Source organism: Rothia koreensis (assembly GCF_004136575.1).
GTDB lineage: Bacteria > Actinomycetota > Actinomycetes > Actinomycetales > Micrococcaceae > Rothia > Rothia koreensis.
Genome location: NZ_NOIQ01000009.1, coordinates 22,835 through 44,612, shown reverse-complemented (window position 1 = coordinate 44,612; position 21,778 = coordinate 22,835). Strand labels below are relative to the sequence as shown.

Genomic DNA, 21,778 nt, shown 5'->3' with positions numbered 1-21,778 from the left:
TTCCCTCTGGATTCAGGTCAACGGCGCGAAAAATGGGCTGGTGCGGCCCAGCCAGGTCAGGCTCTTGGCCATCCCCGGCTCCCAGACGTCCTGGCGGTGCCCACCGGTGTCGACCGAATCGACCGTCAACGACGTCGGGCGGCTCACCTTGTCCTTGAACTGGTTCAGGGAGGGCCAGGACAGGGTGTCGTCCTTGCTCGAAAAATAGTGGAGGTTCGTGTCCGGGGGCTTGTTCGAGGCCATCTTCTCCAGGTCGTACCGCGGATCGTCCTGTGCATTCCAATGCTGGTTGTCACTGTAGATCGGCTCGAAGTAGCCGGACTGGACCAACCCCGAGGCAAAGAGATCGGGATGTCTCATGCTCAGCATGGCGGAGCACCAACCACCGGCACTGTACCCGGTGAGGGCCCACGCGTGGGGGTCGTCCGAGACCCTGAAGTTGTCCTTGACCCACGGCACGACGTCCTGGGTCACGTAGGTTTCGACCTTGGGCGTCTTCCCGCCGGGCTGGGAGCGGGTTCCGTCCACGCATTCGCTGTCGTAACCACCCGGGTACACGGCGGGAACCACGAAGATGGCTTCCCGCATCTTGTTGTGCTTGACGGCGTCCTCGATCAACTGGCCGTAGTCGATGGACTTGGAGTAGGTGTCCGGGGATCCGGGAAAACCGCTGAAACCCATGATCACCGGGTAGAAACTCTCCGGATTCTTCAGATACGAAGCGGGCAACCACACCGTGACGTCATAGCTCTGTCCACTTGCTTTCCCCGGAACCTTGACAGAAAAGTACGTGCTGTTCGATTCGCCTTCTTTGATCTTGTCCTTGAAAGCGGGATTGGAGGCGGGGTCGCGCTGCTTGTCCGTGGCATCACCGGTGATTTTCTTGGCGTGGGCAACTTTGGCCACTTTCTGGCCGAAGACCTTGCTGGAGTTCATGGCGGCCACGTCTCCGCTGTTGAAGAGATCGTCCCACGAGGTGTACCAGTTGTTGTCCCGGTTGAGCCACGCGGTCGCGGTCACGAGGACCAGCGCGGAGACCACGACGAAGGCGACGGCCTGAGCCAAATACTTCAGGGGACCAGGAGCCGACATGCGCGGCAGGAGGAGTACACCGAGGACGAAGACGACGATGGTGACCACGAGAATTCCGATCAGGAATCCCCATCCTGTGAGGTCGAAAAAACCCATTCCTGCCTTTCGTCGGCGACATTCCGCCCAGTCGGGAATCGTCCGGACAGTCTACAAATGCTGTGGATTGAATCATAGAGCGCGCTCCGAGTTACCGGGCGGTACCGTCCTCACTGTGCATTTCCCATCGGGCCCGGCGTTTGCTCCTCAGGGCAAGGAACGAACCTCCGGCGAGAGCGGCCAGGGTGGACCCGGTGAGGATCGCGACCTTGGCCGCTCCGTCCAGGGACGGGTCTCCCGCAAAACTCAGCTCGGCGATCAGGAGCGAGACCGTGAATCCGATGCCGGCGACGAGCGAGACCCCGACGACGTCGGGCCACGCGATGGTCGGATCCAGCCTCGGCCCGCGCAGGCGCGTGACGAGCCAGGTGGCCCCCGTGATCCCGAGGCATTTGCCGACCACGAGGCCGAGGAGGATCCCGAGGGCGGCGGGGCTGCTCACGGACTCCACGAACCCGCTCCAGCCTCCGACCGCCACACCCGCCGAGAAGAACGCGAACACGGGGACGCACAGCCCCGCGGAGAGCGGTCGGATGCGGTGCTCCAAGACTTCGGAGAGGCCTGCACGGGCGTCGTCGGGCGTGCGGGATCCCCGCCGGACGGGCACGCAGAAGCCCAGCAGGACGCCGGCGATCGTCGCGTGAATCCCCGAACCGAGGAAGAAAGCCCACGTCAACACGCCGAGGGGCAGGAGGATGAGCCACGCGGCTTCGGGCCGCAGGTGCAGAACCTTCTCGCCCCGGTAGGCGACGAACGCGTAGGCAGCGAGCGGCAACGCGGCGAGGGCCAGGAAACCGAGGTTCAGGTCGGAGGTGTAGAAGATCGCGATGATCGTGATCGCGATGAGATCGTCCACCACGGCCAGGGTCAGCAGGAAGGTCCGCAGGGCCGTGGGGAGGTTCCGCCCGACGACGGCGAGCACGGCGACGGCGAACGCGATGTCGGTCGCCGTCGGAACCGCCCAACCGCCGATGGCCGGGCCTCCCGCGTTGATCGCGGAGAAGATGATGGCCGGGAGCGCGACGCCGCCTGCCGCGGCGGCCATGGGAACCACCGAGGTCCCGGGGTTGCGGAGCTCCCCGACCACGAACTCTTTCTTGAGCTCCAGCCCGACGATGAAGAAGAACACGGCCAGAAGGCCGTCCGCGGCCCAGTGGCCGATCGACAGGTCGAGGTCCAGGGAACCGACGGTGAAGCCGAGGTGGTGGTCCCGGATCGCGAAGTACCAGGGCGAGGCGCCGCTGTTGGCCAGGACGAGGGCCAGAAGCGTTGCGCAGAGGAGGATCACCCCGCCCGTGGATTCCTGGCGAAGCAGTGACGTGAGGCGGTGTGCGGCGCGGTGCTGCATGAGAGTCTCCGACAAGGGTCGAGGATCATCAATGTCGATCCAGGGAACAAGGCCGCGCACTCCGCGACCTGCCGACCAGACTTCCCGGCACACCTGAATGACCCAGTATAGGCGAAGGACGCCGCCACGAGGTGCGTCCTCCGTCACGGGACGGAGTCGAGTCCTCCCATGTCAGAACGTGGATCCCCGAGCCGGATGGGACGGGAACGGGCGAGCGAGTGGGGCATAATGGCATGACCTGCGGATCGTTGATCGAGCAGGGAGCAAGATCGTCGAGTGGAAGGTCGTCCGGTGTCCCACGCGCCCCAAGCCCCGTGCGAGCCGCAGTGGCTGACGCAAGAAGAGCGTGAAGCCTGGCTGAGTCTTTCGGCGATCATGTTCCAACTTCCGGGCCAGCTCGAGAACCAGCTCCAACGCGACTCGGGCATGGGCTTCGTCGAGTACATGGTCCTCGCGATGCTCTCCGAGGCTCCCGAACGTCGGCTCACGATGACCGAACTTTCGTCGCAGACCAACACGCGCCTGGCAAGGCTCTCCCGCGTGGTGAAACGTCTCGAGGAAGACGCCTACGTCGAGCGCACGACCTCGGAAACCGACCGCCGCGTCAGCATCTGCCATTTGTTGCCGAGCGGGCACGACGCCGTCGTCGCCGCCGCGCCCGGCCATGTCAGACAAGTGCGCGCCGCGGTCTTCAACCGCCTCAACAAGCGCCAGGTCAGCCAGCTCGCCGCGATCGGCGAAGCGCTGCTCGGTGGCAAGCCTTCTTCGATCGTCGCGGCGCAATTGGCGCAGGGAACGGGCCCCAGGGCCTAGCGAGATCTGAGACGGGGCTGGCCCGTCAGGGGTTCTCGGGTCGGTTTCCTCCGGCCGTGAAGTAGATGTGGGCGTCGGTCGAGACGAAGACCGATTCGCCGTACAGGAACGGCTCCCCGTCCGAGGAGCAGGCCGTGATCTGCAAGGACAGGCGCGGTTGCCTGTCGGTGATCCCGAGCGTCCGGGCCTCGTCCCGGGACGGCACGCGGAGCGAGACGCTCAGGTCCTGCTGGGCGATGCTGACGCCGTATTTCTCCTCGAGGCAGCCGTAGAGGGACTGCTCGAAGAAGTCCTCGGTCTCGATCCCCGGGAAGCGGTCCGGGCCGAACCACGTGCGCGAGAGCTGGTGGACATTGCCGTCCACATAGCGGCGTCGGGACATGTGGAGCACCTCGGAGTGGCGGTCCACCCGGAGGGCGCCGGCAACGGAAGTATTGGCGCGGACAAGGCCGAACTCCAGAATGTCCGAGTGCACGCGGTGCCCGAAACCCGTCAGTTGACCGAAGAAGCCGGTGAACCGGCTATCGAAGTGCTCGCCCTGTTCGACGTGGTTCTCCGTGGTCGTCGGGGCCGGTCGGCTGACCTTGGTGCCGTGGCCGCGATGTCGAGTCACGAGTCCGTCGCGGGCAATTTCCTCGATGGCCCGCCGCAGCGTGATGCGCGATACGTCGTATTCCTCGCACATGCGGGCTTCCGTGGGGAGCAGGGTCCCGTCCTCGAGCTCAGCGACTCGGGCGCGCAATTGCCGCTCGACGGCGCGGTACTTCGGCATCGACGCGGCAGACACTCGACCTCCTGCGGGCCCGGCGGGTTCCTGTGATTCGTAAGCTATCCTCTCGGCGCCCGAACCCAAAGTATGACGTCGTTTCCGGGTGAGTTGGGCAACTCTCCGCGAAGGCCTGGCGTAGGATCGCACAAAGCAGTCTGAACCGAAGGAACCACCATGCCACTAGGAAAAACGGACGCGATCGAGTTCATCGGAGTCTCCAAGGAGTTCGAGTCCTCCACCGCGGTGGAGAACCTCGATCTCGCGATTCCGGACGGTCTCATCACGGTCTTCGTGGGGCCCTCCGGGTGCGGGAAGACGACGTCGTTGCGCATGATCAACCGCATGGTGGAACCCACCCGCGGACGGATTCTCATTCAGGGCGAGGACAACAAGGACACTCCTGCCCACGAACTGCGCCGGTCCATGGGTTACGTGATGCAGGAATCCGGTCTGATGCCTCATCGCACGGTCGCCGACAATATTGCGACCGTGCCGAGACTGAACGGGGTGTCGAAGCGTGACGGGCGGTCCCGGGCCCTCGAACTGATGGACACGGTCGGTCTGGACCGCGGGCTGGCGAAACGCTATCCCGCCCAATTGTCCGGGGGACAGGCGCAGCGCGTCGGCGTCGCCCGCGCCCTGGCCGCGGATTCCCCCGTGCTGCTCATGGATGAGCCGTTTTCCGCCGTTGACCCCGTGGTGAGGGCGGACCTGCAGCGCGAGCTCATCCGGCTCCACGAGACCCTGGAGCGGACCATCGTGTTCGTGACCCACGACATCGATGAGGCCGTGACCTTGGGCCAGCGCGTCGCGGTCTTCGCCGAGGGCGGCCGTGTTGCGCAGTTCGGAAGCCCCGAGGAGATTCTGCGCGAGCCGGCCGACGACTTCGTGGCCTCATTCGTCGGCCACGACCGCGGAACCCGCCGCCTCACTTTTGCCTCCGCGGGCGAGGTCCCGATCCGCCCCCTGGATGCGGAGGACCGGCCGTGGGGCGATTGGCGCCTGGCCCTCGACGACGCCGGCCGACCCGCAGGATGGAGCATCGACGATCGAACCATGGTCGGTGGAAGCCTGTTCCCCCAAGGCGGGAGCCTGCGCGACGCCTTGGATTCCGTGCTCTCTTCCCCGTCCGGCTGGGGCGTCGCGGTGGACGACGACGGCCGAGCACTCGGCCTGCTGTCCTCCGACGACGTCATGGACGCCGCCGCCAGAGAGCGCAAGAGCAGATACGGGGTGGGCCTGTGACCTGGCTCTTCCACAACCTGTCCTACGTGGGGGAGCTGACGTGGCTGCACCTGTTGCAGTCCGTGCTTCCCGTGATCATCGGAACCGTTGTCTCGATACCGGTCGCTCGTTTCGCCGCGGTGCGCCGGTCCCGTGGCGCGGAGGGCGCCGGCGGTGCGTCACGCGCACGAGCCGGCAAGGCGCGGCGGGGAACCGTGGTCAATGCGGCGGCCCTGCTCTACACGATCCCTTCCCTGGCCCTGTTCGTGCTCCTGCCCCTGGTCCTCGGCACGGCCATTACCTCGCTGACCAACGTGATCATTGCGCTGAGCCTGTACGTGATCGCGATGATGGTCCGCTCCTGCGTGGATGCCTTCGAGTCCGTCGACGCCGCCGTGCTCGACGCCGCCACGGCCGTCGGGTACCGACCGGCTCGCCGGTTCTGGGCGGTTGAGTTGCCGCTGTCCGTTCCGGTGATGGCCGCGGGGCTGCGCGTGGCTCTGGTATCGAATATTTCCATGGTCTCGGTGGGCGCGGTGATTGGGATCCAGTCCCTCGGCACGCTCTTCACCGACGGCCTCCGGCGCGACTTCACGACCGAGATCATCGTCGGAATCGTGCTGATCGCGCTGATCGCCGTCGTCCTGGATCGCCTGGTCGCTCTGGCCGCGGCCGTCGCAACGCGTTGGCAGGTGAGGTCATGAACGTCGTCGAACAAACGTGGAACTGGTTCACGGACCCGGCGTCCTGGGGCGGTTCGGGCGGAATATGGATCCGCCTCGCCGAGCACCTGGGCTACACGGGCATGGTTCTGGGCATTTCCGTGGTCGTCGCCGTCCCCATCGGGCTGTGGCTCGGGCACACGCGTCGGGGCGGAAACGTGGTGATCGGGCTGACGGGCGCTCTGCGCTCCCTTCCCACGTTGGGCCTGCTGACCCTGTTCGCTCTCTGGATCGGTATCGGCCTGACCGCGCCCGTTCTGGCCCTGGTGATTCTGGCCGTGGCCCCCTTGCTCGCCAACGCGTACGCGGGTGTCGCCGCGGTGGATCCTGCCGTGGTCGACGCCGCCCGCGCCCAGGGCATGAAGGAGTGGCAGATCCTCTTCACGGTCGAGATACCCAATGCGGTCCCCGTCCTGTTCGGCGGGATCCGCAACGCTGCCCTCCAGATCGTGGCCACGGTGACGGTCATGGCCTACATCGACCTGGGCGGTCTCGGCAGGTTCCTGATCGACGGCCTCGCCGTCCGGGACTATTCGCGAATGGTCGCCTCGATGCTGCTCGCCGCGGTCCTGGCCCTTGCACTGGACGGGATCCTGGCTCTCGTGCAGCGCATGCTCACTTCTCCCGGCCTGGTCAAGGAGGAATCGTGATGAATCCTGTATCGAGGAACGCGTCGCGCCGGGAGGTACTCGGTCTCGCCGCGGCGGCGTCGGTCCTGGGGCTGACCGGTTGCGGCCTGTCGGGGAAGAACGCCCTGGGACCGTCCAAGGGCAAGGGCACCATCGTGGTCGGCTCCGCGGACTTCGTGGAGTCCCAGATCATCGCCGAAATCTATACCGCGGCCCTCCAGAACGCCGGGCACAAGGCCGAGAGCCAGCCCGCAATCGGCGCCCGTGAGGCCTATATCGGCGCCGTCAAACAGGGCAGTGTCAGCGTGGTGCCCGACTATTCGGGCAACCTCCTCCAGTACTTCGACAAGTCGGCGACCGAGAGCACCGCCGAAGACATCATGTCCGCCCTCGCGAAGGTGGTCCCGAAAGGACTCCAAGTGCTGGAACCGTCCCCGGCCGAGGACAAGGACGCACTGGTGGTCACGAAGGACGTGGCGAAAAAGTACGGGCTCGAGTCGCTCGAGGACCTCGGCAAGGTCTGTTCGGACCTCAAGCTTGCCGGGCCGCCGGAGTTTCAGGAACGGGCCTACGGCCTGCCGGGGCTCGAAGCCAAGTACGGGTGCGTTCCCGCGAAGTTCTCGCCCATCAACGATTCGGGCGGACCCCTCACGGTGAAGGCTCTTCTGGACGACCAAGTGCAGGTCGCGGACATCTTCACCACGACGCCGGCGATCGAGAAGAACGATCTGGTGGTTCTGGAGGACCCCAAGAACAACTTCCTGGCCCAGCAGGCCATTGCCCTGATCCGAAAGGACCAGGTTCCCCAGGCGGCCCAGGACGTGATCAACAAGGTGTCGAAGACGCTGACCACCCAGGATCTGATTCGTCTGAACGACCGGGTCAGTGGCGACGAGAAGGCATCGACCGTGCAGGCCGCCAAGGACTGGGTCTCGGACAAGGGGTTGTGACTGTGACGCCCGGCCTCGACGGTGTACCGCTGACAGGTAGAGTGTTCGAGATATGAGTTACCCACAGAATTCGACGCTGTCCGCGCCCCTCGGCCTGTTGCTCCTGAGAGTCGGCTTGGGCGTTGTGTTCCTGATGCACGGTTTGCAGAAGTTCAACGAATGGACCCTGGCCGGGACCGCGGAGAATTTCCGGCAAATGGGCGTTCCCTCGGCCGAGCTCGCAGCCACGGTGGCCGCATACGCCGAGCTGGTCGGCGGAATCGCGCTGATCGTCGGCCTGTTGTCCCGGCTCGCCGGCCTGGTGCTTGCCCTCGACATGCTCGGGGCCATCTACTTTGTGCACGGTTCCCAAGGTTTCTTCGCCTCGAACGGCGGGTACGAATCCGTTCTGGTGCTCGGACTCGCGTCCCTGGCCGTCTTCCTCCTCGGACCCGGCCGATTCGCGATCGCTGGCGGCCTCGACGACCGCCGAGGCTGGGGCATCCTGGCCTGACAACCTGGCTTCCGCACGGTGTGTGGCGCGGTGCGGCCTACGGGGTCGCTTTCGGCGTCGAGGTGGCAGTTTTGTGCGCCCTTCGCGTCGAGGTGGCAATTTTGGGACCGAAAACGGGCTTTTTCGTCCCGAAATTGCCACCTCGCGTGGGATCTGGCCCGAAATTGCCACCTCGCGTTGGAGCCGGCTCAAAATTGCCACCTCGCGTTGGAGCCGGCTCAAAATTGCCACCTCGAGCGGGTTCGTCGGACGCGCTGGGTGCGCTGCCGGCCTGCTGCCGCCGCCCGCCTGCCCCTGCCGGCCTGCCGTCGCCGCCTGCCGTCGCCGCTTGCCGTCGCCGCCCGCCGCCTCAGGCCATCTGCCTCAGCCCTTCTGCCTCAGCTCCCCCCCCCGGCTTCAGCTCAGGCTGAGATGCAATAGCGGGTACGGGCGCCCGGCGTCGTCGGTTTCGCTGCGTCCGACCACCTGAAAACCGCGACGCATATAGAACTCAACCGCTTGGGCATTCTGTTCGTTCACATCGACGGTCCGGACCTCATGCTCTTCGATCGCGTGGGTCAGAAGCTTCGTTCCGATGCCGACGCCGCGTCGGCCGGCGTCCACGAACAGCATCTCCAGGTTGCCGTTGAGGACGCCGGAGAACCCCACCTGCCGACCGTCCAACTCGGCGACATCGAGCCAAACGGCGGGGAAGTCATCGGATTCCAACGTGGATTCGATCTCTTCGCGGTCCGTTTCGGCCAGGAAATCGTGGGTCGCTGTGACCGCGCTCCGCCAGATTGCGGCGAGTGGAGCGTAGTCCGTGGGTCCTTGTGAGGGCCTGATTCTCAGTTCCGCCGCGTTCTCGTGTGGCGTCTCATCCATGTCTCCATCATGGCAGGGTCAGCCGGCCGGGGTCGTGACCTGGTGGTTCTCCCATCCGGAGGATTCGCGAACGTATTCGACCCTCGTATGGTTGCGGTCTTCGCGGGCCTGCATGAACTCGTACTCCGTGGGTTCCAGAGAGTAGAGCTGCCACTCCGGGTTCGGCTCGCCCGTGTAGCTGGGGCGCTTTTCCCAGTCGCGCTCTGATTCCTCGCCGCTGAGGGCGACCACGTTGCCCGTGACCCTAACCTGTCGCCCGGACTCCCGCCAGAAGAAGACCATGGAGGCGCGCGGGTTCTTCTCGAGTTGTTCCCCCTTGCGGGAGGTCCGGTGCGTCGAGAAATGGAAGCCGCGTTCGTCGATGTCCTTGACGATGAGGGTACGACCGACGGGAGTGTCCCCATGTTGGATCGTCGTGAACGTCATCGCATGCGGCTGCCGATTGCCTGATGCGATCGCATCCTGGAACCACTCCTGGAACAACTGCTCCGGGGCCCCGGGAACCGTCGCAGGGTCGAGGATCGGGAGGTTTTTGGGGAAGGACGGCAGACTGCTCAATTGGTTGCTCAAAGTGCTCATACGTCGATAGTAGGGGAGGACCCCACACCATGGACGACGAATGCGAACTGTGCATGGAACGATGTGTCCGGCTTCTGGTTGAGCTGTGGACAACACATGCTCATGAGTGTCATGTGCCTTTATACTGCGTCGTACAGAGCCTCTGATTCCCTCATCGGACTGCGTGCCGAGCGGCGGGCAGGGCCTCCAAGCGCACCATCTCTGAGGGAAGCCCATGAATCGTTCGACGCCGGACCGTATTCTTCCGGAACTCGAAGGACTGAGCGACAGTAACGTCGAGGGGACGCTGCTGGTCCCGTTGTTGGGGCGGGCACGAGCGGCGCAGCGTTTCCCCGAGGTTCTTCCGGATCCCGCGGGCGACCGACTCTTGCATGATCTCGGCGTGACGGTGCGTGCGAGCACGAATGCGGAGAGGTTCGGGGACTTCTGCTATGTCGTCCGTTCCCATGCGTTCGACCGCATGGTCCGCGACTTCCTGGAGCGGAACCCCGACGGGGTGGTTCTCGAACTCGGTGCAGGTCTCGACACCACGTTCTGGCGGGCTGGACAGAAAGCACGATCCTGGTACGCGGTCGATTTCCCGTCCGTCGCGCGCCTGCGTGGGGAATATCTTCAGGAGGACCCGAGATTGTGCACAGTGGCCGCGGATTTGTCAGAGAACTCGTGGATGGAGCGTGTGGAAACGGCGGGCAAACCGGTTCTCGTCATCGCCTGTGGAGTCCTGCACTACCTGTCGCACGATCGAGTCGCCCGTCTGATGGACGGTCTGCAGGCCGCGTTCGGGGGTGTCGACGTCGGCTTCGACTGTTCCAGCAAGGACGGACTCAAGCACTCGCAGCGTCAACTGGAGAAAGCGGGAAGTTCGGCCAGAATGGTCTACTGGGTCGATGACCCTGAGGCCGAGGTGGAAAGGTGGGGCGTCGGCGCGAAGCTCCTCGAATCGGGTCACTATTTCCGCGGCGCTCCGGTGCCGCGCGGGATCGGGATCAAAGCCCGAATTTTTATGGGTCTCGTGGCATTGACCAGGGGGTCGAGAATTGTGCGCGCTCACCTGCCCGCCGTCGCCGGGTGAGCCCCGCCGGTGCCGACGACGACCGAAGTCCTCGTCGACACCGGACAGGAAACAACGCGACCGAATGTCAGAAAATATCAGTCGTTGATATTCACATCGACGGTGTTGTAAAACGCGTTGGAAGTATCCTCGATATCCCACACGGCGTAGATCACGTGATATCCCTTGTGGTCGTCGGGCAATTTCATCTGGTCCGCGGTCCCGTCAGTGGGAAGCGAGCCATCGCCCTCGACCTCGGAGAGCGGCTGCAGCTCATCGCGAGTCAGCGGGGAGTTCTGGTCCCAGCCGTTCTTGGTGATGTAGTAGTGCCACTTGGCCGTGGGGTGCTTGGCCGTGTACTCCCAACCCAGGTTGAGTTCCTGGCCGGCCTGGACCTCGTTCTTGTCCCACCTGTCGGAGGACTGCTCGTCCAGGTTCTTGGCGAGATCCGTGCCCCCGGAGGCCAGGTGTCCGTCCTCCGGGCCACCCGTCGAGGGATCCAGGCTGAACCCCTTCGGTGCCTCAATGGACTGCGGCTCGTACTGGACCGCGCCCAAATCGGTGTTCGAACTCATGGCCGCACGAGCGGTCACATCCGATTTGGAATTGCCGATGTACCCGTGGGCATTGGCTGCCGCGGCGCCGCCGAGAACGAGCACGCTCGCCAAGGCAGTAGCGGCGCTGAAAGTGAATGACTTACTCATAACGTGTTCCTCAATGTGATTGGTGTCAAATGTTGTGCGAGCCGGTCAGCGAGTCTAACCAAAATTTTGAGGGACACGCGAAATTCGGAATTCGCTGTCGTGTTTTGAATGAGAAGCGAGACAGCTGCTGGGGCCTCGCTGGATGAAAGCACCATGCTGTCTGAATGGACCCCTGGTTCGAACCGAAATGGGCCAATAGGCTCGAGACATGAAGAGATTGGATGGTCAGCGCCTGCTTGCCGTGGCGATGGTTCTGGGGCTCTGTCATGCTGCGGCGAGCCTGTACTGGGCGCTCGGCGGGTCCTTGCTCCTGGAAACCGTCGGGGACTTTGCGGTCCGCATGCACCGGGACGGCGATGCCGGCTTCCGTTGGATGCTCGGTCTTGTCGGTTTGGGCAAGGCGGCCGCCGCCTTGATCCCCTGGGTCGACCACCTCCGCCGTCCTCCGCATCGATGGGTCCGTGCCGTCTCCTGGATCGGCGCCATCGCGCTGATCGGGTGGGGCGCTCTGGGTGCGGTCGGCGGCTGGATCGGGATCGTCATGGGCCCGTCGACGTCGAATCGGCCGGCGCAATGGGGGCACGCCATTCTCTGGGATCCCCTGTTCCTGCTCTGGGGTCTGGCGCTTGCTGGCGCGCTCTGGCTCACCCGTCGCTCCGGGGCGGACCCAGCCCCGTGACCCACGAGGTGTGGGGTCGGGAGTGCCGAACGCACGGCGAACCCCACAGGCGGTGGAGAAAGTTATCCACAGGTGTGCACAACGATGTGCACAAGTCGAACACGTGTCCTAAGTGCTGTGGAATGTCGAAGGCTTCGACGCGCTCATGGGGCCGAAGCCGATTCGAAACACGAGCCCGGTGGGGAATCGAACTACGCGCATGTAAGTTGTCCACGCCTGGGGACAACGTCTGTGGAGAAAGCTTGGCCGGGCGACGTCGTCCGGACCCGCCTTCCGTGTGCCCATGGGGATCGAGGGGGCGGGGCTGATGGGGTGTCGCTCGGTCAGAAGGTCCGCTGGTCAGCGCGAACTTTGCGGGTTGGTGTCGAGACAAGGGGGCGTACGTCGGGTGCAGGTCGCGACGGCGATCGCCTCGTCACGAACGAGCCGAGACGACAATGGGTTGTCCACAAATATCCACAACTGTCCACAGGGTGGCTTCCAAATGTCCCCAATTCTCCACCACCTGTGCGAAAAGTTTTCCACAGGTGGGGACGGGTGAGGTCGGGTGTGGGGAGGCCGGTCGACTCTCCTCATGACCGGACGACGTCGATCAGCGTCCTCTCGGGGGCAGATTGGTCCACAACATCCCCGTCATTGCGGGATCAATGGTTGCGAAACGATCCGAGGTGACGGTTCGCCGTCGGGTTCGTGGGCGATGTGAAGTCACAATCGTGTAAGTTCTCCACACTGTGGATATGCGTTGTGGAAAACCGCCTTCTCGCGTCGGTGTCCACAGATTCTCGGTACTTTGGCTCTGTCCATGCCGCGGCCCGGGTCCGCGGACTACAGTTGGATCGGAGCGCACGTGAGCGTTCGCAGTGACGAGGGGTGCCCTGAGGCTGAGATACGACCCTTTGAACCTGATCTAGCCAGTACTAGCGAAGGGATGGTCACCATGGCTGGTTCGCAGAACATCGAAGCGTCGATCACCGATGCCGGGTCCAACGGTGCCGATCGGGTCGTGATCGATCCGGCTCGAGCGGTGCGGGACACCACTCCTCTGGTCCATTGCCTGACCAATGCCGTGGTCAAGGAGATCACCGCCAACGTTCTGCTCGCCGTGGGCGCCTCTCCGGCCATGGTCGAGCATCCGGAGGAAGCCGGCATTTTCGCCGGAGTGGCCAACGGACTTCTGGTGAACGTCGGAACGGTCTCGGATACTCAGATCTCGGCCATCAAGGCCGCGGTCGAAACGGCCCGAACCAACGGCGTGCCCTGGGTCCTGGATCCTGTCGCCGTGGGCTCTCTCCCCGTGCGCACCGAACTCTCCCGGAACCTGCTCGAGGCCCGACCGTCCGTGATCAGGGGAAATGCGAGTGAGATCGTGGCCCTCGCAGGGCTGGGGCACGGAGGCCGCGGGGTCGAATCGACCGACGACGTCGAATCCGCTCTCGACGCCGGACATGCACTGTCAGAGCGCACGGGCGGCGTCGTCGCCATCTCCGGGGAGCGGGACGCGATTGTCTCCGCGGATCGAATCACGTGGGTGACCAGCGGTCACCCGTTCATGCCATTGGTCATTGGCACGGGATGTTCCCTCGGGGCAACGGTGGCAGCCTACCTCGGCGCCTCGCGTCCGGCCGGCCTGTCGGATCACGACGCCGCCGTGGCCGCTCACGCGCACCTGGGGGCCGCCGGAACCCTGGCAGGCAGAACCGCCGAAGGCCCGGGAACGTTCCGTGTGCGGTGGCTCGATGCTCTGTACGAGCTGTATCCCGAGGGCATCGCCCGCACGGCCGAGATCGTAGAGGACGCCCCGTGATTCCTCCGACCACAGACTTCTCCCTGTACTTCGTGACCGACACCGCACTCTGCGGGGGCGTCGAACGCGTCCCGCATGTGGTGTACGAGGCCGTGATGGGCGGCGTCGGTGTGGTTCAGGTGCGTGACAAGGAACTGGGGGATTCCGAATTCTCCGTATTGGCGAAGGAATGCGCGAAGGCCGTCGGGAGGGCCGAACAGGACTCGGGGCGGCCCGCGCATCTGTTCGTCAACGACAGGCTCAATATCGCGGCCGACCTGGGCCTCAATGTCCACGTCGGCCAGTCGGACGCCGCAGCGAAGGAGGCTCGCCGGGTCCTCGGACGGGACCTGATGGTCGGCCTCTCGGTGTCGAGTCCGGACGAAGCCCGGGCCGCGGTGGCCGAACGGTATGCGGATGTTCTGGGCATCGGGCCCGTCTGGGCGACGCCCACCAAGAACGACGCCGGCCCGCCGCTGGGGCCCGATGGGGTCACCGCGTGCGCGGCCTTCGCCCGAACGGTCGGTTTGGCCAGTGTGGCCATCGGCGGCATCAATCCGTCCACGGCGACCCGGCTCGCGGGAGTCCCCGTCGATGGCCTGTGCGTGGTCTCGGCGATCGCGGGCGCGGAGGATCCTCGGCACGCGGCGGCGGAGATGCGGCGTCTTGCAACCATGACCCTGATGAGAGGACGTGACTCGTGATGCGGCCACCCGTCGCCATGACCATCGCAGGCTCCGACCCTTCCGGAGGCGCCGGAATCCAGGCCGATCTGAAGGCCTTTTCGGCCGTCGGGGCCTACGGGTGCGCGTGCCTGACGTCGTTGCCGAGCCAGAACACGCGCGGAGTCCGTGATGTCCACGGGGTCCCGAGCGAGGTGGTGGCCACCCAGATCGAGTCCGTGATCGATGACCTGCCGGTGGACGCAACCAAGATCGGCATGCTCGGCACCGCCGACGTGGTGCGGACGGTCGCGGCGCTGATCTCCGAGCGTCGCGAGCACTTCGGCACCGTGGTTCTTGACCCGGTGATGGTGGCAACCAGTGGGGACCCCCTGTTGAGCGAGGATGCCGACGCCGCGCTCCGCGGTGATCTGCTTCCCCTCGCGGATCTCATCACGCCCAATCTGCCGGAAGGCGCCCGGCTGCTGGGTCGTCCCGATAGGGTCGCCCAATCCGTCGAGGAGATGCGGACACAGGCCAAGGAGCTGCTCGCGCTCGGCCCCCGCGCCGTTCTCCTCAAGGGCGGGCATATGCGCACCGGCGAGGCCGTGGACATCCTTGCGACGGTCCCCGGATGGGCGCCTGGAGCGACGTCGTCCGGAAATGAGCCGGAAGCGGACCCCGTTCTGGTCGAGTTGAGCTCGCCGCGAGTCCGGACGCGCAACACGCACGGAACGGGGTGCACCCTCTCGTCCGCCATCGCAGGATTCGCGGCCCGGGATTCCAGGCAGGAGATGCGGGATTCGGACAGCGCCGAACCCCGGGTCATTGACGACGACGCCCTCGAAGCCGCAGCAAGGGACGGCAAGAACTTCCTCACGAGGGCGCTCAAGGACGGCGCCGAGTGGCGCCTCTCGCGATACCCGGACCAGGGCCACGGTCCCGTCAATCACTTGTCCCAAGTACTGAGGTAGAACCACCCACGGAGCGTGAGCACGCCATGAACCCAATCACCCAAGAACAGGCCGGCCAGTGGCGGACCGGCGAATTCACGAGTCGCCTGTGGAACGATGCTTCCGGGATCCTGGACCGAGTCAACCGTCTGGCCTTCCTCGAGGAGCTCGCCGCGGGAACTCTCGCCCCAGAGATTTTCGTCGATTACATCCAGCAGGACGCCTTCTACCTGGGCAATTACTCGCGGGCGCTCGCGATGTTGGCGACGCGAGCACCTTCGCAGGAGGCCGCGGAATTCTGGGCGGGGAGCGCGAGCTCGGCCGTCGCGGACGAAAAAGCCCTTCACACCCAACTCATGGGCGACCGTCGTCTGAGTGCCTTGCCCAGGCCGGAGGCGCCGTCCCCGACCACCAGGGGGTACATGTACACCCTGCTCGCGGCGTGCGCGTACGAACCCTACGACGTCGGTGCCGCGGCGGTTCTGCCCTGTTTCTGGATCTACGCCGACGTCGGCCAGCGCCTGGCCCTTCGCGCGGAAGCCGTGGAGGGCCACCCGTACGGCCGCTGGATCGAGGAATACGGCGACCCGGCCTTCGCGGAGGCCACGCAGAGGGCCATCGATCTGGTCGATGAGGCCGCCGAATCGGCGTCGGAGACGGTCCGGTCACGGATGCGCGAGGTGTTCCTCGATGCTTCCCGGTACGAGGAGATGTTCTGGGACGCGGCCTATCGTCGGGAGCGGTGGAGCCTGTAGCGACGCTACGAACCGAGACCGGGCTGCGACTCCCGGCAACGGCCCGCGACGGGCCTGCAGGCCCGCGGCGTGCCGCACGCCCGCTACCGACCCGCAGCCCCCTCCCGCGACCGACTCGTGGCACTGAACCCGCCCGTGACGGGTTCAGTGCCGCGTACGCCTCACACGCGCCTCACGCGCAGGTGCAATCCGCTCGTGTCGTGTATGAAATCGGGGAGACGTACACCTGCTGATAGTTCGTCGAACTCTTCCCGGAAGAATTGCTCGAGTAGATCAAGGAGAAGCTGGTCAACCCGCGGCCGGTCAGCTTGTAGTGCACCAGTCCGCGCGCTGCGCCCGGATCCACGCCGAAGGTGCCCGGGGCCCCCGAGTGCGCGCTCTGACACGTGGAGCCGGAACAGGTCACGTCCGCCGGGGTCGAAGGGGTAGCGACGGCCCCTGGGACCGTGACCACGTCGCCGTAGTATCCGTTCTGGTAATCGATGTCGGTCACCCAGAACTCCACACAGTAGACCGGCTGGGGGAACGTGAAGGTCACGGTCTGGGACGCCTGCCGGTAGTGCTTCACGAGGGTTCGCTGGTTCAGCTCCAGGTACGGACCGGCGGTGGCACCCGGAGGCGCGAGATTGACGACATTGAAGTTGTACCGTCCCCTGTTGCCCCCGTTTCCGGCTTCTCCGGAGGTGGCCAGGAACATCTTGGATGTGGCGCCCTTCGTGGCCGCGGAAGTGACGGTGATGCCGTTGGACATGCTTCCGGAAGCGGCTGTCTGCGTGGTGCGCCCACCCTGGTGGGTGGCCACGGTCTTCTCGCAATTGCTGACCGCTTAGGCGGGGACGGTGGAAGCTCCGGCAACCAGGGGAACGCTCCAGGCGGCACCCTTGGTCACCGCGCGCCGAGTGGGGGACGACGTGGTGTGCATTGGTCCTCTTCTGCTCATTCTGTGCGAATACCTGTCCTGACGGAGCAGACGAGCGAGCCTCAACGGACCAACGGGTCCGGAAGGGGGTGGCCGCCCGAACGCCCCACAGTTCGGTACGGAAACGTACTCGTTGGTACGCGCAGAATATTAACACAAAAAGGATTCCAACGCTTTGGGTGACGCCGGTTGATCAGGTCCTACGCTATTTCACGGTAAGCACCGGGCAATCCGCCTCGAGAATGACCCGCTGGGCGCTCGAACCGAGGAACAGCTTCATGACCGGGGAGCGACGCCGCGTCGCCAGAACGATCAGCCGGGCATCGTGTTCTTCCGCGAGCTCCAGGACCTGGTTGGCGACGTCGTCGCCGGCGCGCTGGATCTCGAATTCGATCCCCGCATCGATGATCTGGCGGGAGACCTCCTTGACCATCTCGATGCGGCTCGCGGTCGGGCTGGTGGTGCTGTCCGAAGCGTACACGACGACCCGCAGGGCCGCCTTCTCCCTCTCGGCGGCCGCGATCGCCTCTCGCATAACCCGAGGGCTCGCGTCCGAACGGTGCCCGAGGACGACGGTCCTCGCCGCCCGGTCGATGCCCGCCGACGCCGAAACCCTCAGAGAGGGCTCCGGCATCAGCCGGGCGGGTTTCGAATAGAAGTCAGACATGCGCTGTTTTTCCTTTCGCGAGCTGTCCGCAGGTCAGGAGCCGATGGCGACCACGCCGACCAGCACGCCCACGGCCAACATGACCAATGAGACCACGAGCGCTCGCCACAGAACCTTCTTGTGGTGGTCGCCGAGCTCGACTCCGGAGAGCGAGACGAGCAACAGGATGGCGGGAACCAGCGGCGACTGAAGGTGCACCGGCTGCCCGGTGATGGAGGCCCGGGCCATGTCCGTGGCCGGAATCCCGTAATGGGACGCGGTTTCCGAGAGCACCGGGAGGATGCCGAAGTAGAAGGCGTCGTTGCTCATGAAGAACGTCATGGGAATCGAGAGGACGCCCGTGATGACGGCGAGGAAGGGGCCCATGGAATCGGGGATCACGTTCACGAGCCAGGAGGCCATCTCGTCGACCATGCCGGTCCCGCTCATGACGCCGGTCAGAACGCCGGCGGCCATGACCATCGCCACGACCGAGATGATCGACGTCGCATGGGAGGCCAGTTCGTCCTGCTGTTCCTTCACGCCCCGGAAATTGACCAGAAGGGCGATGACCGTGCCGATCATGAACAGGTACGGAAGGGGCAGGATGTCCACGACCAGCAGGACCATGATCGCAACCGTCAGGGCCAGGTTGAACCAGAAGAGGTGCGGCCGCAGGGTCGGGCGATTCGGGTCCAACGCCGTATCGGTCAGTGCGGAAGAACCTTGTTGCTCGTCCTCGAACTGGTTGACCACGAGAGCCTGAGTGGCTGGCCCGCCCGAGGGGTTCGCCGCGGAACCGTCGTCGCCGTCGGAGGCGGAGTGGGAGCCGCCGTCGGCCGGCGCAGCGACGCTGGCCATGGCCCGTCCGGAGCCCTTGGTCGCCGTATCGTTCCCGTTCTCGGTGGCATCACCGGAGCCGGTGACCCATGCGATGCCGTTCTTCTGCAGACGACGCCGTTCGGACCGCCCCAGAAAGTAGGTGAAGCTCAGCGCAACGATGAGGCCCACGACCAGGGACGGGACCATGGGGGTGAAGATCGCGTTCGCGTCCAGGTGCAGCGCGGAGGCCGCGCGGGCCGTCGGGCCGCCCCAGGGAACGATGTTCAGGGTTCCGTTGATCAGGCCGGCCGTGCAGGTCAGGACCACGGGCGACATGTGCAGTCGCTGGTAGATCGGGAGCATTGCGGCGGTGACCACGATGAACGTCGTCGAGCCGTCGCCGTCCAGCGATACCGCGCCCGAGAGCAGGGCCGTACCGAAGACCACTCGCACCGGGTCATTGCCGCAGAAGCGCAGAATGAGGTCGACGAGCTTGTCGAACAGGCCGACGTCGATCATGATCCCGAAGTAAATGATCGCGAACAGCAGCAGTGCGGCCGTCGATGACATGGACTCGATCGCGTCCATGACCATGTCCCCGATGCCCAGGCCCGCGCCGGCAAAGAGGCCGAAAATGGTCGGGATCAGGATGAGCGCCAGGACCGGCGAAAGTTTCTTGGTCATGATCAAGGCCATGAAGACCAGAATCATGACGAATCCGAGAAGGACGATCACGGGCTTCTCCTTCGAAGTGTGTTGTGATGCGCAATACACCTTAGGGAACCCTGGGGGCTGCGCGCAGGGTTGTGCTCACTGATCGCGTTCTGCTCATTGCGCGCCTTTTGCGCATTGTGCTCAGCGGTGATTGCGGTCTAGGCTGGGCGCATGCCGCGACCGTCCAGCTCCTTCTCCCGCCGCGTGCTGACGAGTCAGCTGTTGGTCATCATCGTGGTGCTGGCGCTCGCGGCGGCAACCTTCGCGTGGCTGGGCGCCCGAACGGTCACGGACGCGACCGAGACCCGGGCCCTGTCGATCGCCCGGACCCTCGCCTCCGAATCCGTGATCGAGGAAGGCGCGACTCGGGCGAGTTCCGAGAAGGAGATCGACCCCGACGCCGCCCGTTCCGGCGACGTTCAGGCCCTCGCGCAAGAGGTCGCCTCCCGGAATTCCGTCGATTTCGTGGTGGTCACGAACGACCGGGGACTGCGGATCGCGCACCCGGACGGGTCTCGACTCGGCAAGAAGGTGTCCACATCACCCGATGCCGCGCTGTCCGGTCGCGAGGAGACCACCCACCAGAAGGGCACCCTCGGGGAAACGGTGCGGGCCAAGGTCCCCGTGTACTCGTCGACCGGGGACGGCACCGTGGTCGGTGAGGTCTCGGTCGGGATCCGCACCTCCGTGGTCGGGGCCGAGGTGCGCCAGAGGATCTGGGTGATCGGCGCCCTCGCGATCGCCGCTCTCGCGGTCGGGGTCGTGGCCTCCGTGGCCCTCGGCAGGAGACTCAAGCGCCAGACTCTGGGCATCGGTCCCGAAGAGCTGGCCGAAATGGCCCAGCACCAGGAGGCCGTGCTGCGCGGCCTGGACGACGGCGTTCTCGGATTCGCCCCGGACGGACGATTGACCCTGAGCAACAGCACCGCCCGAACCCTCCTGGGCCAGGACCAGGGGTCGAAGGACGACGTCGACATTCCCGAACGGATCCGGACGATGGTCGAGGAGGTCCTGACCGACGACGCCGACCCGGAGGCCCCTGAGCTCAGGCGCCGCGTCTCCGTGGGCGACCGGATCCTCCTGGCCACGGCCGTGCGGGTGCGGCGCGGGGGCATATCGGTCGGTGGGGTCGTGACGCTCCGGGACGAGACCCAGATTCTGACCATGTCCCGCCAACTCGAATCCGTCACCACGATGGCCGACGCCTTGCGCGCCCAGCGCCACGAATTCGCGAACCGGCTCCACACGGTCATGGGTCTCGTGGCCACCGGGGCCGATCAGGAGGCCGAACGCTATCTGGGCGAGATTCTCAGGACGGGCCCGATCGGTGCCCCGGTCGAGGGGATCGACGCCATCTCCGACCCCTATCTGAGGGCGCTCGCCGAAGCCAAGGGCACCACGAGCGCGGAGGGCGGCGTCCAACTGCGCATTTCGGAGGACTCCCTGGTCCTGGGGCGGGTCCGCGAACCCGAGGACGTGACCCTCATCCTGGGCAACCTGATTGACAACGCGGTGCGTGCTGCGGTCCGCGGCTCGGCGACGCCACGGGTGGTCGAGATGCATGTGCTGAGCGATGGCGAGGCCCTGCACGCCGTCGTGAGCGACACCGGCGACGGCCTGGCCTCGGAGAGCGAGCGCGAGCGCGTCTTCGACGACGGCGTCACCTCGGGTGATGGCTCCGGCGACGAGGCGCACGGGTTGGGCATCGGCCTGGCCCTGTGCCGCCGGGTGGCCCGACGCCAAGGGGGTCGAGTCTGGCTGATCGATGGCAAGGACCCGCGGATGGGCGGGGCGAGTTTCGGGGTGGAACTGCCCCACGTTCTGGAAGAGAAGGGTGAATCGTGACGAAAGTACTGGTGGTCGACGACGACCTGTACGTCGGTCAATTGCACTGTGAATACGTCGACCAGGTGGCGGGGTTCGAAGCCCTCGAGCCCGTCCGGGACGTCCATGCGGCTCGGGAAGCCTTGGACGGCGGAGAAGTCGACTTGGTTCTTGTCGACTACGTGCTGCCCGACGGCAACGGGGTGGACCTGCTGCGTTCCGCGGACACGGACGCCGCCGTGCTTTCGGCGGTCGCGGATGCCGCGGTGGTTCGTTCGGCGTTGCGGGCGGGGGCGCTGACCTACATACTCAAGCCTTTCGACGCCGCCGTGCTCCAGGGCTTCCTCCGTCGGTACGCACGGTACCGCCGGCTGCTCGACAGGGAACGCCTCGACCAGGCGGGCCTCGACCGGGCACTGCGCGCACTGACCGATTCGGTCGGGACGACGCCGGCCACACACTCTCCCGGTTCTTCGACGTCGGGCACGATTCTGGAGACCCTGCGCGGTGCCAGCGCGGTCATGTCGGCCGCCGAGGTCGCGGAGGCCGTGGGGATTTCCCGGGCGACGGCGCAGCGACACCTGGTCAAACTCGCCGAATCGCGCTCCGTCACGGTGACCCTCCACTACGGGTCGACGGGCCGCCCCGAGCATCTGTACGGCGCGGAAAGGTAGGGCCCGCGCAGGA

At 65.5% G+C, this 21,778-nt stretch carries 23 protein-coding genes and 1 riboswitch; of the genes, 14 read left to right on the top strand and 9 right to left on the bottom strand.

The features are described 5' to 3' along the window. Positions 1 to 12: 12 nt before the first annotated feature. Both EWU68_RS08025 and nhaA read right to left on the bottom strand, forming a co-directional pair. A complete protein-coding gene (locus EWU68_RS08025; protein ID WP_129315609.1) occupies positions 13 to 1,188 on the bottom strand; it encodes an alpha/beta hydrolase in 1,176 nt (391 codons plus the stop codon). A gap of 91 nt (positions 1,189 to 1,279) precedes the next feature. Then, complete coding sequence (gene nhaA, locus EWU68_RS08020; RefSeq protein WP_129315637.1) at positions 1,280 to 2,536, bottom strand: Na+/H+ antiporter NhaA; 1,257 nt, start codon at positions 2,534 to 2,536, stop codon at positions 1,280 to 1,282. Positions 2,537 to 2,827: 291 nt separating this feature from the next. Between nhaA and EWU68_RS08015 the strand changes: the two genes are divergently transcribed. Next, entirely contained in the window at positions 2,828 to 3,349 is a 522-nt protein-coding gene (locus EWU68_RS08015) for a MarR family winged helix-turn-helix transcriptional regulator (protein ID WP_238692380.1), read from the top strand. A gap of 25 nt (positions 3,350 to 3,374) precedes the next feature. On the opposite strand, the gene EWU68_RS08010 is transcribed toward EWU68_RS08015, so the two are convergent. Next, positions 3,375 to 4,136, bottom strand: a complete 762-nt coding sequence (locus tag EWU68_RS08010; RefSeq protein ID WP_129315608.1) for a GntR family transcriptional regulator — start codon at positions 4,134 to 4,136, stop codon at positions 3,375 to 3,377. Between the two features lie 156 nt (positions 4,137 to 4,292). On the opposite strand from EWU68_RS08010, the gene EWU68_RS08005 reads away from it, so the two are divergent. From EWU68_RS08005 to EWU68_RS07985, 5 genes are read left to right on the top strand one after another with little or no spacing between them, the layout of a single operon-like run. After that, positions 4,293 to 5,363 carry an ABC transporter ATP-binding protein gene (locus EWU68_RS08005; RefSeq protein ID WP_129315607.1) on the top strand — a complete coding sequence of 357 codons (1,071 nt, stop codon included), beginning with the start codon at positions 4,293 to 4,295 and terminating at the stop codon, positions 5,361 to 5,363. After that, positions 5,360 to 6,046: an ABC transporter permease gene (locus EWU68_RS08000; RefSeq protein WP_129315606.1), complete on the top strand. Its 687-nt coding sequence runs from the start codon at positions 5,360 to 5,362 to the stop codon at positions 6,044 to 6,046. Before EWU68_RS08005 ends, EWU68_RS08000 begins: the two co-directional genes overlap by 4 nt. Further along, positions 6,043 to 6,714 (top strand): ABC transporter permease, encoded by a 672-nt coding sequence (locus EWU68_RS07995; RefSeq protein WP_129315605.1) that lies wholly within the window; start codon positions 6,043 to 6,045, stop codon positions 6,712 to 6,714. The genes EWU68_RS08000 and EWU68_RS07995 overlap by 4 nt, the downstream gene beginning before the upstream one ends. Then, positions 6,714 to 7,643 carry an ABC transporter substrate-binding protein gene (locus EWU68_RS07990; protein ID WP_129315635.1) on the top strand — a complete coding sequence of 310 codons (930 nt, stop codon included), beginning with the start codon at positions 6,714 to 6,716 and terminating at the stop codon, positions 7,641 to 7,643. Before EWU68_RS07995 ends, EWU68_RS07990 begins: the two co-directional genes overlap by 1 nt. Before the next feature lie 52 nt (positions 7,644 to 7,695). After that, positions 7,696 to 8,136: a DoxX family protein gene (locus EWU68_RS07985; RefSeq protein WP_129315604.1), complete on the top strand. Its 441-nt coding sequence runs from the start codon at positions 7,696 to 7,698 to the stop codon at positions 8,134 to 8,136. Positions 8,137 to 8,532: 396 nt separating this feature from the next. Here the strand turns inward: EWU68_RS07985 and EWU68_RS07980 are convergent, their stop codons facing one another. Together EWU68_RS07980 and EWU68_RS07975 are read right to left on the bottom strand one after the other, a co-directional pair. After that, a complete protein-coding gene (locus tag EWU68_RS07980) occupies positions 8,533 to 9,000 on the bottom strand; it encodes an acetyltransferase (protein ID WP_129315603.1) in 468 nt (155 codons plus the stop codon). A gap of 18 nt (positions 9,001 to 9,018) precedes the next feature. Then, complete coding sequence (locus tag EWU68_RS07975; protein WP_129315602.1) at positions 9,019 to 9,579, bottom strand: pyridoxine/pyridoxamine 5'-phosphate oxidase; 561 nt, start codon at positions 9,577 to 9,579, stop codon at positions 9,019 to 9,021. Between the two features lie 214 nt (positions 9,580 to 9,793). Between EWU68_RS07975 and EWU68_RS07970 the strand changes: the two genes are divergently transcribed. Continuing rightward, on the top strand, positions 9,794 to 10,651 hold the full coding sequence (locus EWU68_RS07970) for a class I SAM-dependent methyltransferase (RefSeq protein ID WP_129315601.1): 858 nt from the start codon (positions 9,794 to 9,796) through the stop codon (positions 10,649 to 10,651). 77 nt (positions 10,652 to 10,728) lie between these two features. On the opposite strand, the gene EWU68_RS07965 is transcribed toward EWU68_RS07970, so the two are convergent. Next, a complete protein-coding gene (locus tag EWU68_RS07965) occupies positions 10,729 to 11,334 on the bottom strand; it encodes a lytic polysaccharide monooxygenase (RefSeq protein ID WP_129315600.1) in 606 nt (201 codons plus the stop codon). A 208-nt stretch (positions 11,335 to 11,542) separates the two neighbouring features. On the opposite strand from EWU68_RS07965, the gene EWU68_RS07960 reads away from it, so the two are divergent. The 5 genes from EWU68_RS07960 (at position 11,543) to EWU68_RS07940 (ending at position 16,166) form a co-directional block, all read left to right on the top strand. Then, positions 11,543 to 12,013, top strand: a complete 471-nt coding sequence (locus EWU68_RS07960; protein WP_129315599.1) for a DUF3995 domain-containing protein — start codon at positions 11,543 to 11,545, stop codon at positions 12,011 to 12,013. 856 nt (positions 12,014 to 12,869) lie between these two features. Then, positions 12,870 to 12,960: riboswitch (TPP riboswitch) on the top strand. Further along, positions 12,951 to 13,817: a hydroxyethylthiazole kinase gene (thiM, locus tag EWU68_RS07955; RefSeq protein WP_129315598.1), complete on the top strand. Its 867-nt coding sequence runs from the start codon at positions 12,951 to 12,953 to the stop codon at positions 13,815 to 13,817. Its footprint overlaps the riboswitch before it by 10 nt. Continuing rightward, positions 13,814 to 14,500: a thiamine phosphate synthase gene (gene thiE / locus EWU68_RS07950; protein ID WP_156265543.1), complete on the top strand. Its 687-nt coding sequence runs from the start codon at positions 13,814 to 13,816 to the stop codon at positions 14,498 to 14,500. The genes thiM and thiE overlap by 4 nt, the downstream gene beginning before the upstream one ends. Further along, positions 14,500 to 15,432 (top strand): bifunctional hydroxymethylpyrimidine kinase/phosphomethylpyrimidine kinase, encoded by a 933-nt coding sequence (gene thiD, locus EWU68_RS07945; RefSeq protein ID WP_129315634.1) that lies wholly within the window; start codon positions 14,500 to 14,502, stop codon positions 15,430 to 15,432. Before thiE ends, thiD begins: the two co-directional genes overlap by 1 nt. Positions 15,433 to 15,458: 26 nt before the next feature. Continuing rightward, a complete protein-coding gene (locus EWU68_RS07940; RefSeq protein WP_129315596.1) occupies positions 15,459 to 16,166 on the top strand; it encodes a TenA family protein in 708 nt (235 codons plus the stop codon). Between the two features lie 172 nt (positions 16,167 to 16,338). On the opposite strand, the gene EWU68_RS07935 is transcribed toward EWU68_RS07940, so the two are convergent. The 3 genes from EWU68_RS07935 to EWU68_RS07925 form a co-directional block, all read right to left on the bottom strand. Continuing rightward, a complete protein-coding gene (locus EWU68_RS07935) occupies positions 16,339 to 16,968 on the bottom strand; it encodes a hypothetical protein (RefSeq protein ID WP_129315595.1) in 630 nt (209 codons plus the stop codon). A 322-nt stretch (positions 16,969 to 17,290) separates the two neighbouring features. Beyond that, positions 17,291 to 17,752, bottom strand: a complete 462-nt coding sequence (locus EWU68_RS07930; RefSeq protein ID WP_129315594.1) for a universal stress protein — start codon at positions 17,750 to 17,752, stop codon at positions 17,291 to 17,293. Between the two features lie 33 nt (positions 17,753 to 17,785). Beyond that, complete coding sequence (locus EWU68_RS07925; protein WP_129315593.1) at positions 17,786 to 19,288, bottom strand: CitMHS family transporter; 1,503 nt, start codon at positions 19,286 to 19,288, stop codon at positions 17,786 to 17,788. Between the two features lie 150 nt (positions 19,289 to 19,438). Between EWU68_RS07925 and EWU68_RS07920 the strand changes: the two genes are divergently transcribed. Then, the gene (locus EWU68_RS07920) at positions 19,439 to 21,112 is read left to right on the top strand and encodes a sensor histidine kinase (RefSeq protein ID WP_129315592.1); all 1,674 of its coding nucleotides are present in this window, start codon (positions 19,439 to 19,441) and stop codon (positions 21,110 to 21,112) included. Continuing rightward, on the top strand, positions 21,109 to 21,765 hold the full coding sequence (locus EWU68_RS07915) for a response regulator (protein WP_129315591.1): 657 nt from the start codon (positions 21,109 to 21,111) through the stop codon (positions 21,763 to 21,765). Before EWU68_RS07920 ends, EWU68_RS07915 begins: the two co-directional genes overlap by 4 nt. Positions 21,766 to 21,778: the final 13 nt, after the last annotated feature.

Coding starts and splice junctions, on each gene's coding strand:
- EWU68_RS07960 (WP_129315599.1), top strand. CDS start 11,543: ATGAAGAGATTGGATGGTCAGCGCCTGCTTGCCGTGGCGATGGTTCTG.
- EWU68_RS07985 (WP_129315604.1), top strand. CDS start 7,696: ATGAGTTACCCACAGAATTCGACGCTGTCCGCGCCCCTCGGCCTGTTG.
- EWU68_RS07975 (WP_129315602.1), bottom strand. CDS start 9,579: ATGAGCACTTTGAGCAACCAATTGAGCAGTCTGCCGTCCTTCCCCAAA.
- EWU68_RS07995 (WP_129315605.1), top strand. CDS start 6,043: ATGAACGTCGTCGAACAAACGTGGAACTGGTTCACGGACCCGGCGTCC.
- EWU68_RS07930 (WP_129315594.1), bottom strand. CDS start 17,752: ATGTCTGACTTCTATTCGAAACCCGCCCGGCTGATGCCGGAGCCCTCT.
- thiM (WP_129315598.1), top strand. CDS start 12,951: ATGGCTGGTTCGCAGAACATCGAAGCGTCGATCACCGATGCCGGGTCC.
- EWU68_RS07990 (WP_129315635.1), top strand. CDS start 6,714: ATGAATCCTGTATCGAGGAACGCGTCGCGCCGGGAGGTACTCGGTCTC.
- EWU68_RS07965 (WP_129315600.1), bottom strand. CDS start 11,334: ATGAGTAAGTCATTCACTTTCAGCGCCGCTACTGCCTTGGCGAGCGTG.
- EWU68_RS08005 (WP_129315607.1), top strand. CDS start 4,293: ATGCCACTAGGAAAAACGGACGCGATCGAGTTCATCGGAGTCTCCAAG.
- EWU68_RS07980 (WP_129315603.1), bottom strand. CDS start 9,000: ATGGATGAGACGCCACACGAGAACGCGGCGGAACTGAGAATCAGGCCC.
- EWU68_RS07920 (WP_129315592.1), top strand. CDS start 19,439: ATGCCGCGACCGTCCAGCTCCTTCTCCCGCCGCGTGCTGACGAGTCAG.
- EWU68_RS08025 (WP_129315609.1), bottom strand. CDS start 1,188: ATGGGTTTTTTCGACCTCACAGGATGGGGATTCCTGATCGGAATTCTC.
- EWU68_RS07940 (WP_129315596.1), top strand. CDS start 15,459: ATGAACCCAATCACCCAAGAACAGGCCGGCCAGTGGCGGACCGGCGAA.
- nhaA (WP_129315637.1), bottom strand. CDS start 2,536: ATGCAGCACCGCGCCGCACACCGCCTCACGTCACTGCTTCGCCAGGAA.
- thiD (WP_129315634.1), top strand. CDS start 14,500: ATGCGGCCACCCGTCGCCATGACCATCGCAGGCTCCGACCCTTCCGGA.
- EWU68_RS07970 (WP_129315601.1), top strand. CDS start 9,794: ATGAATCGTTCGACGCCGGACCGTATTCTTCCGGAACTCGAAGGACTG.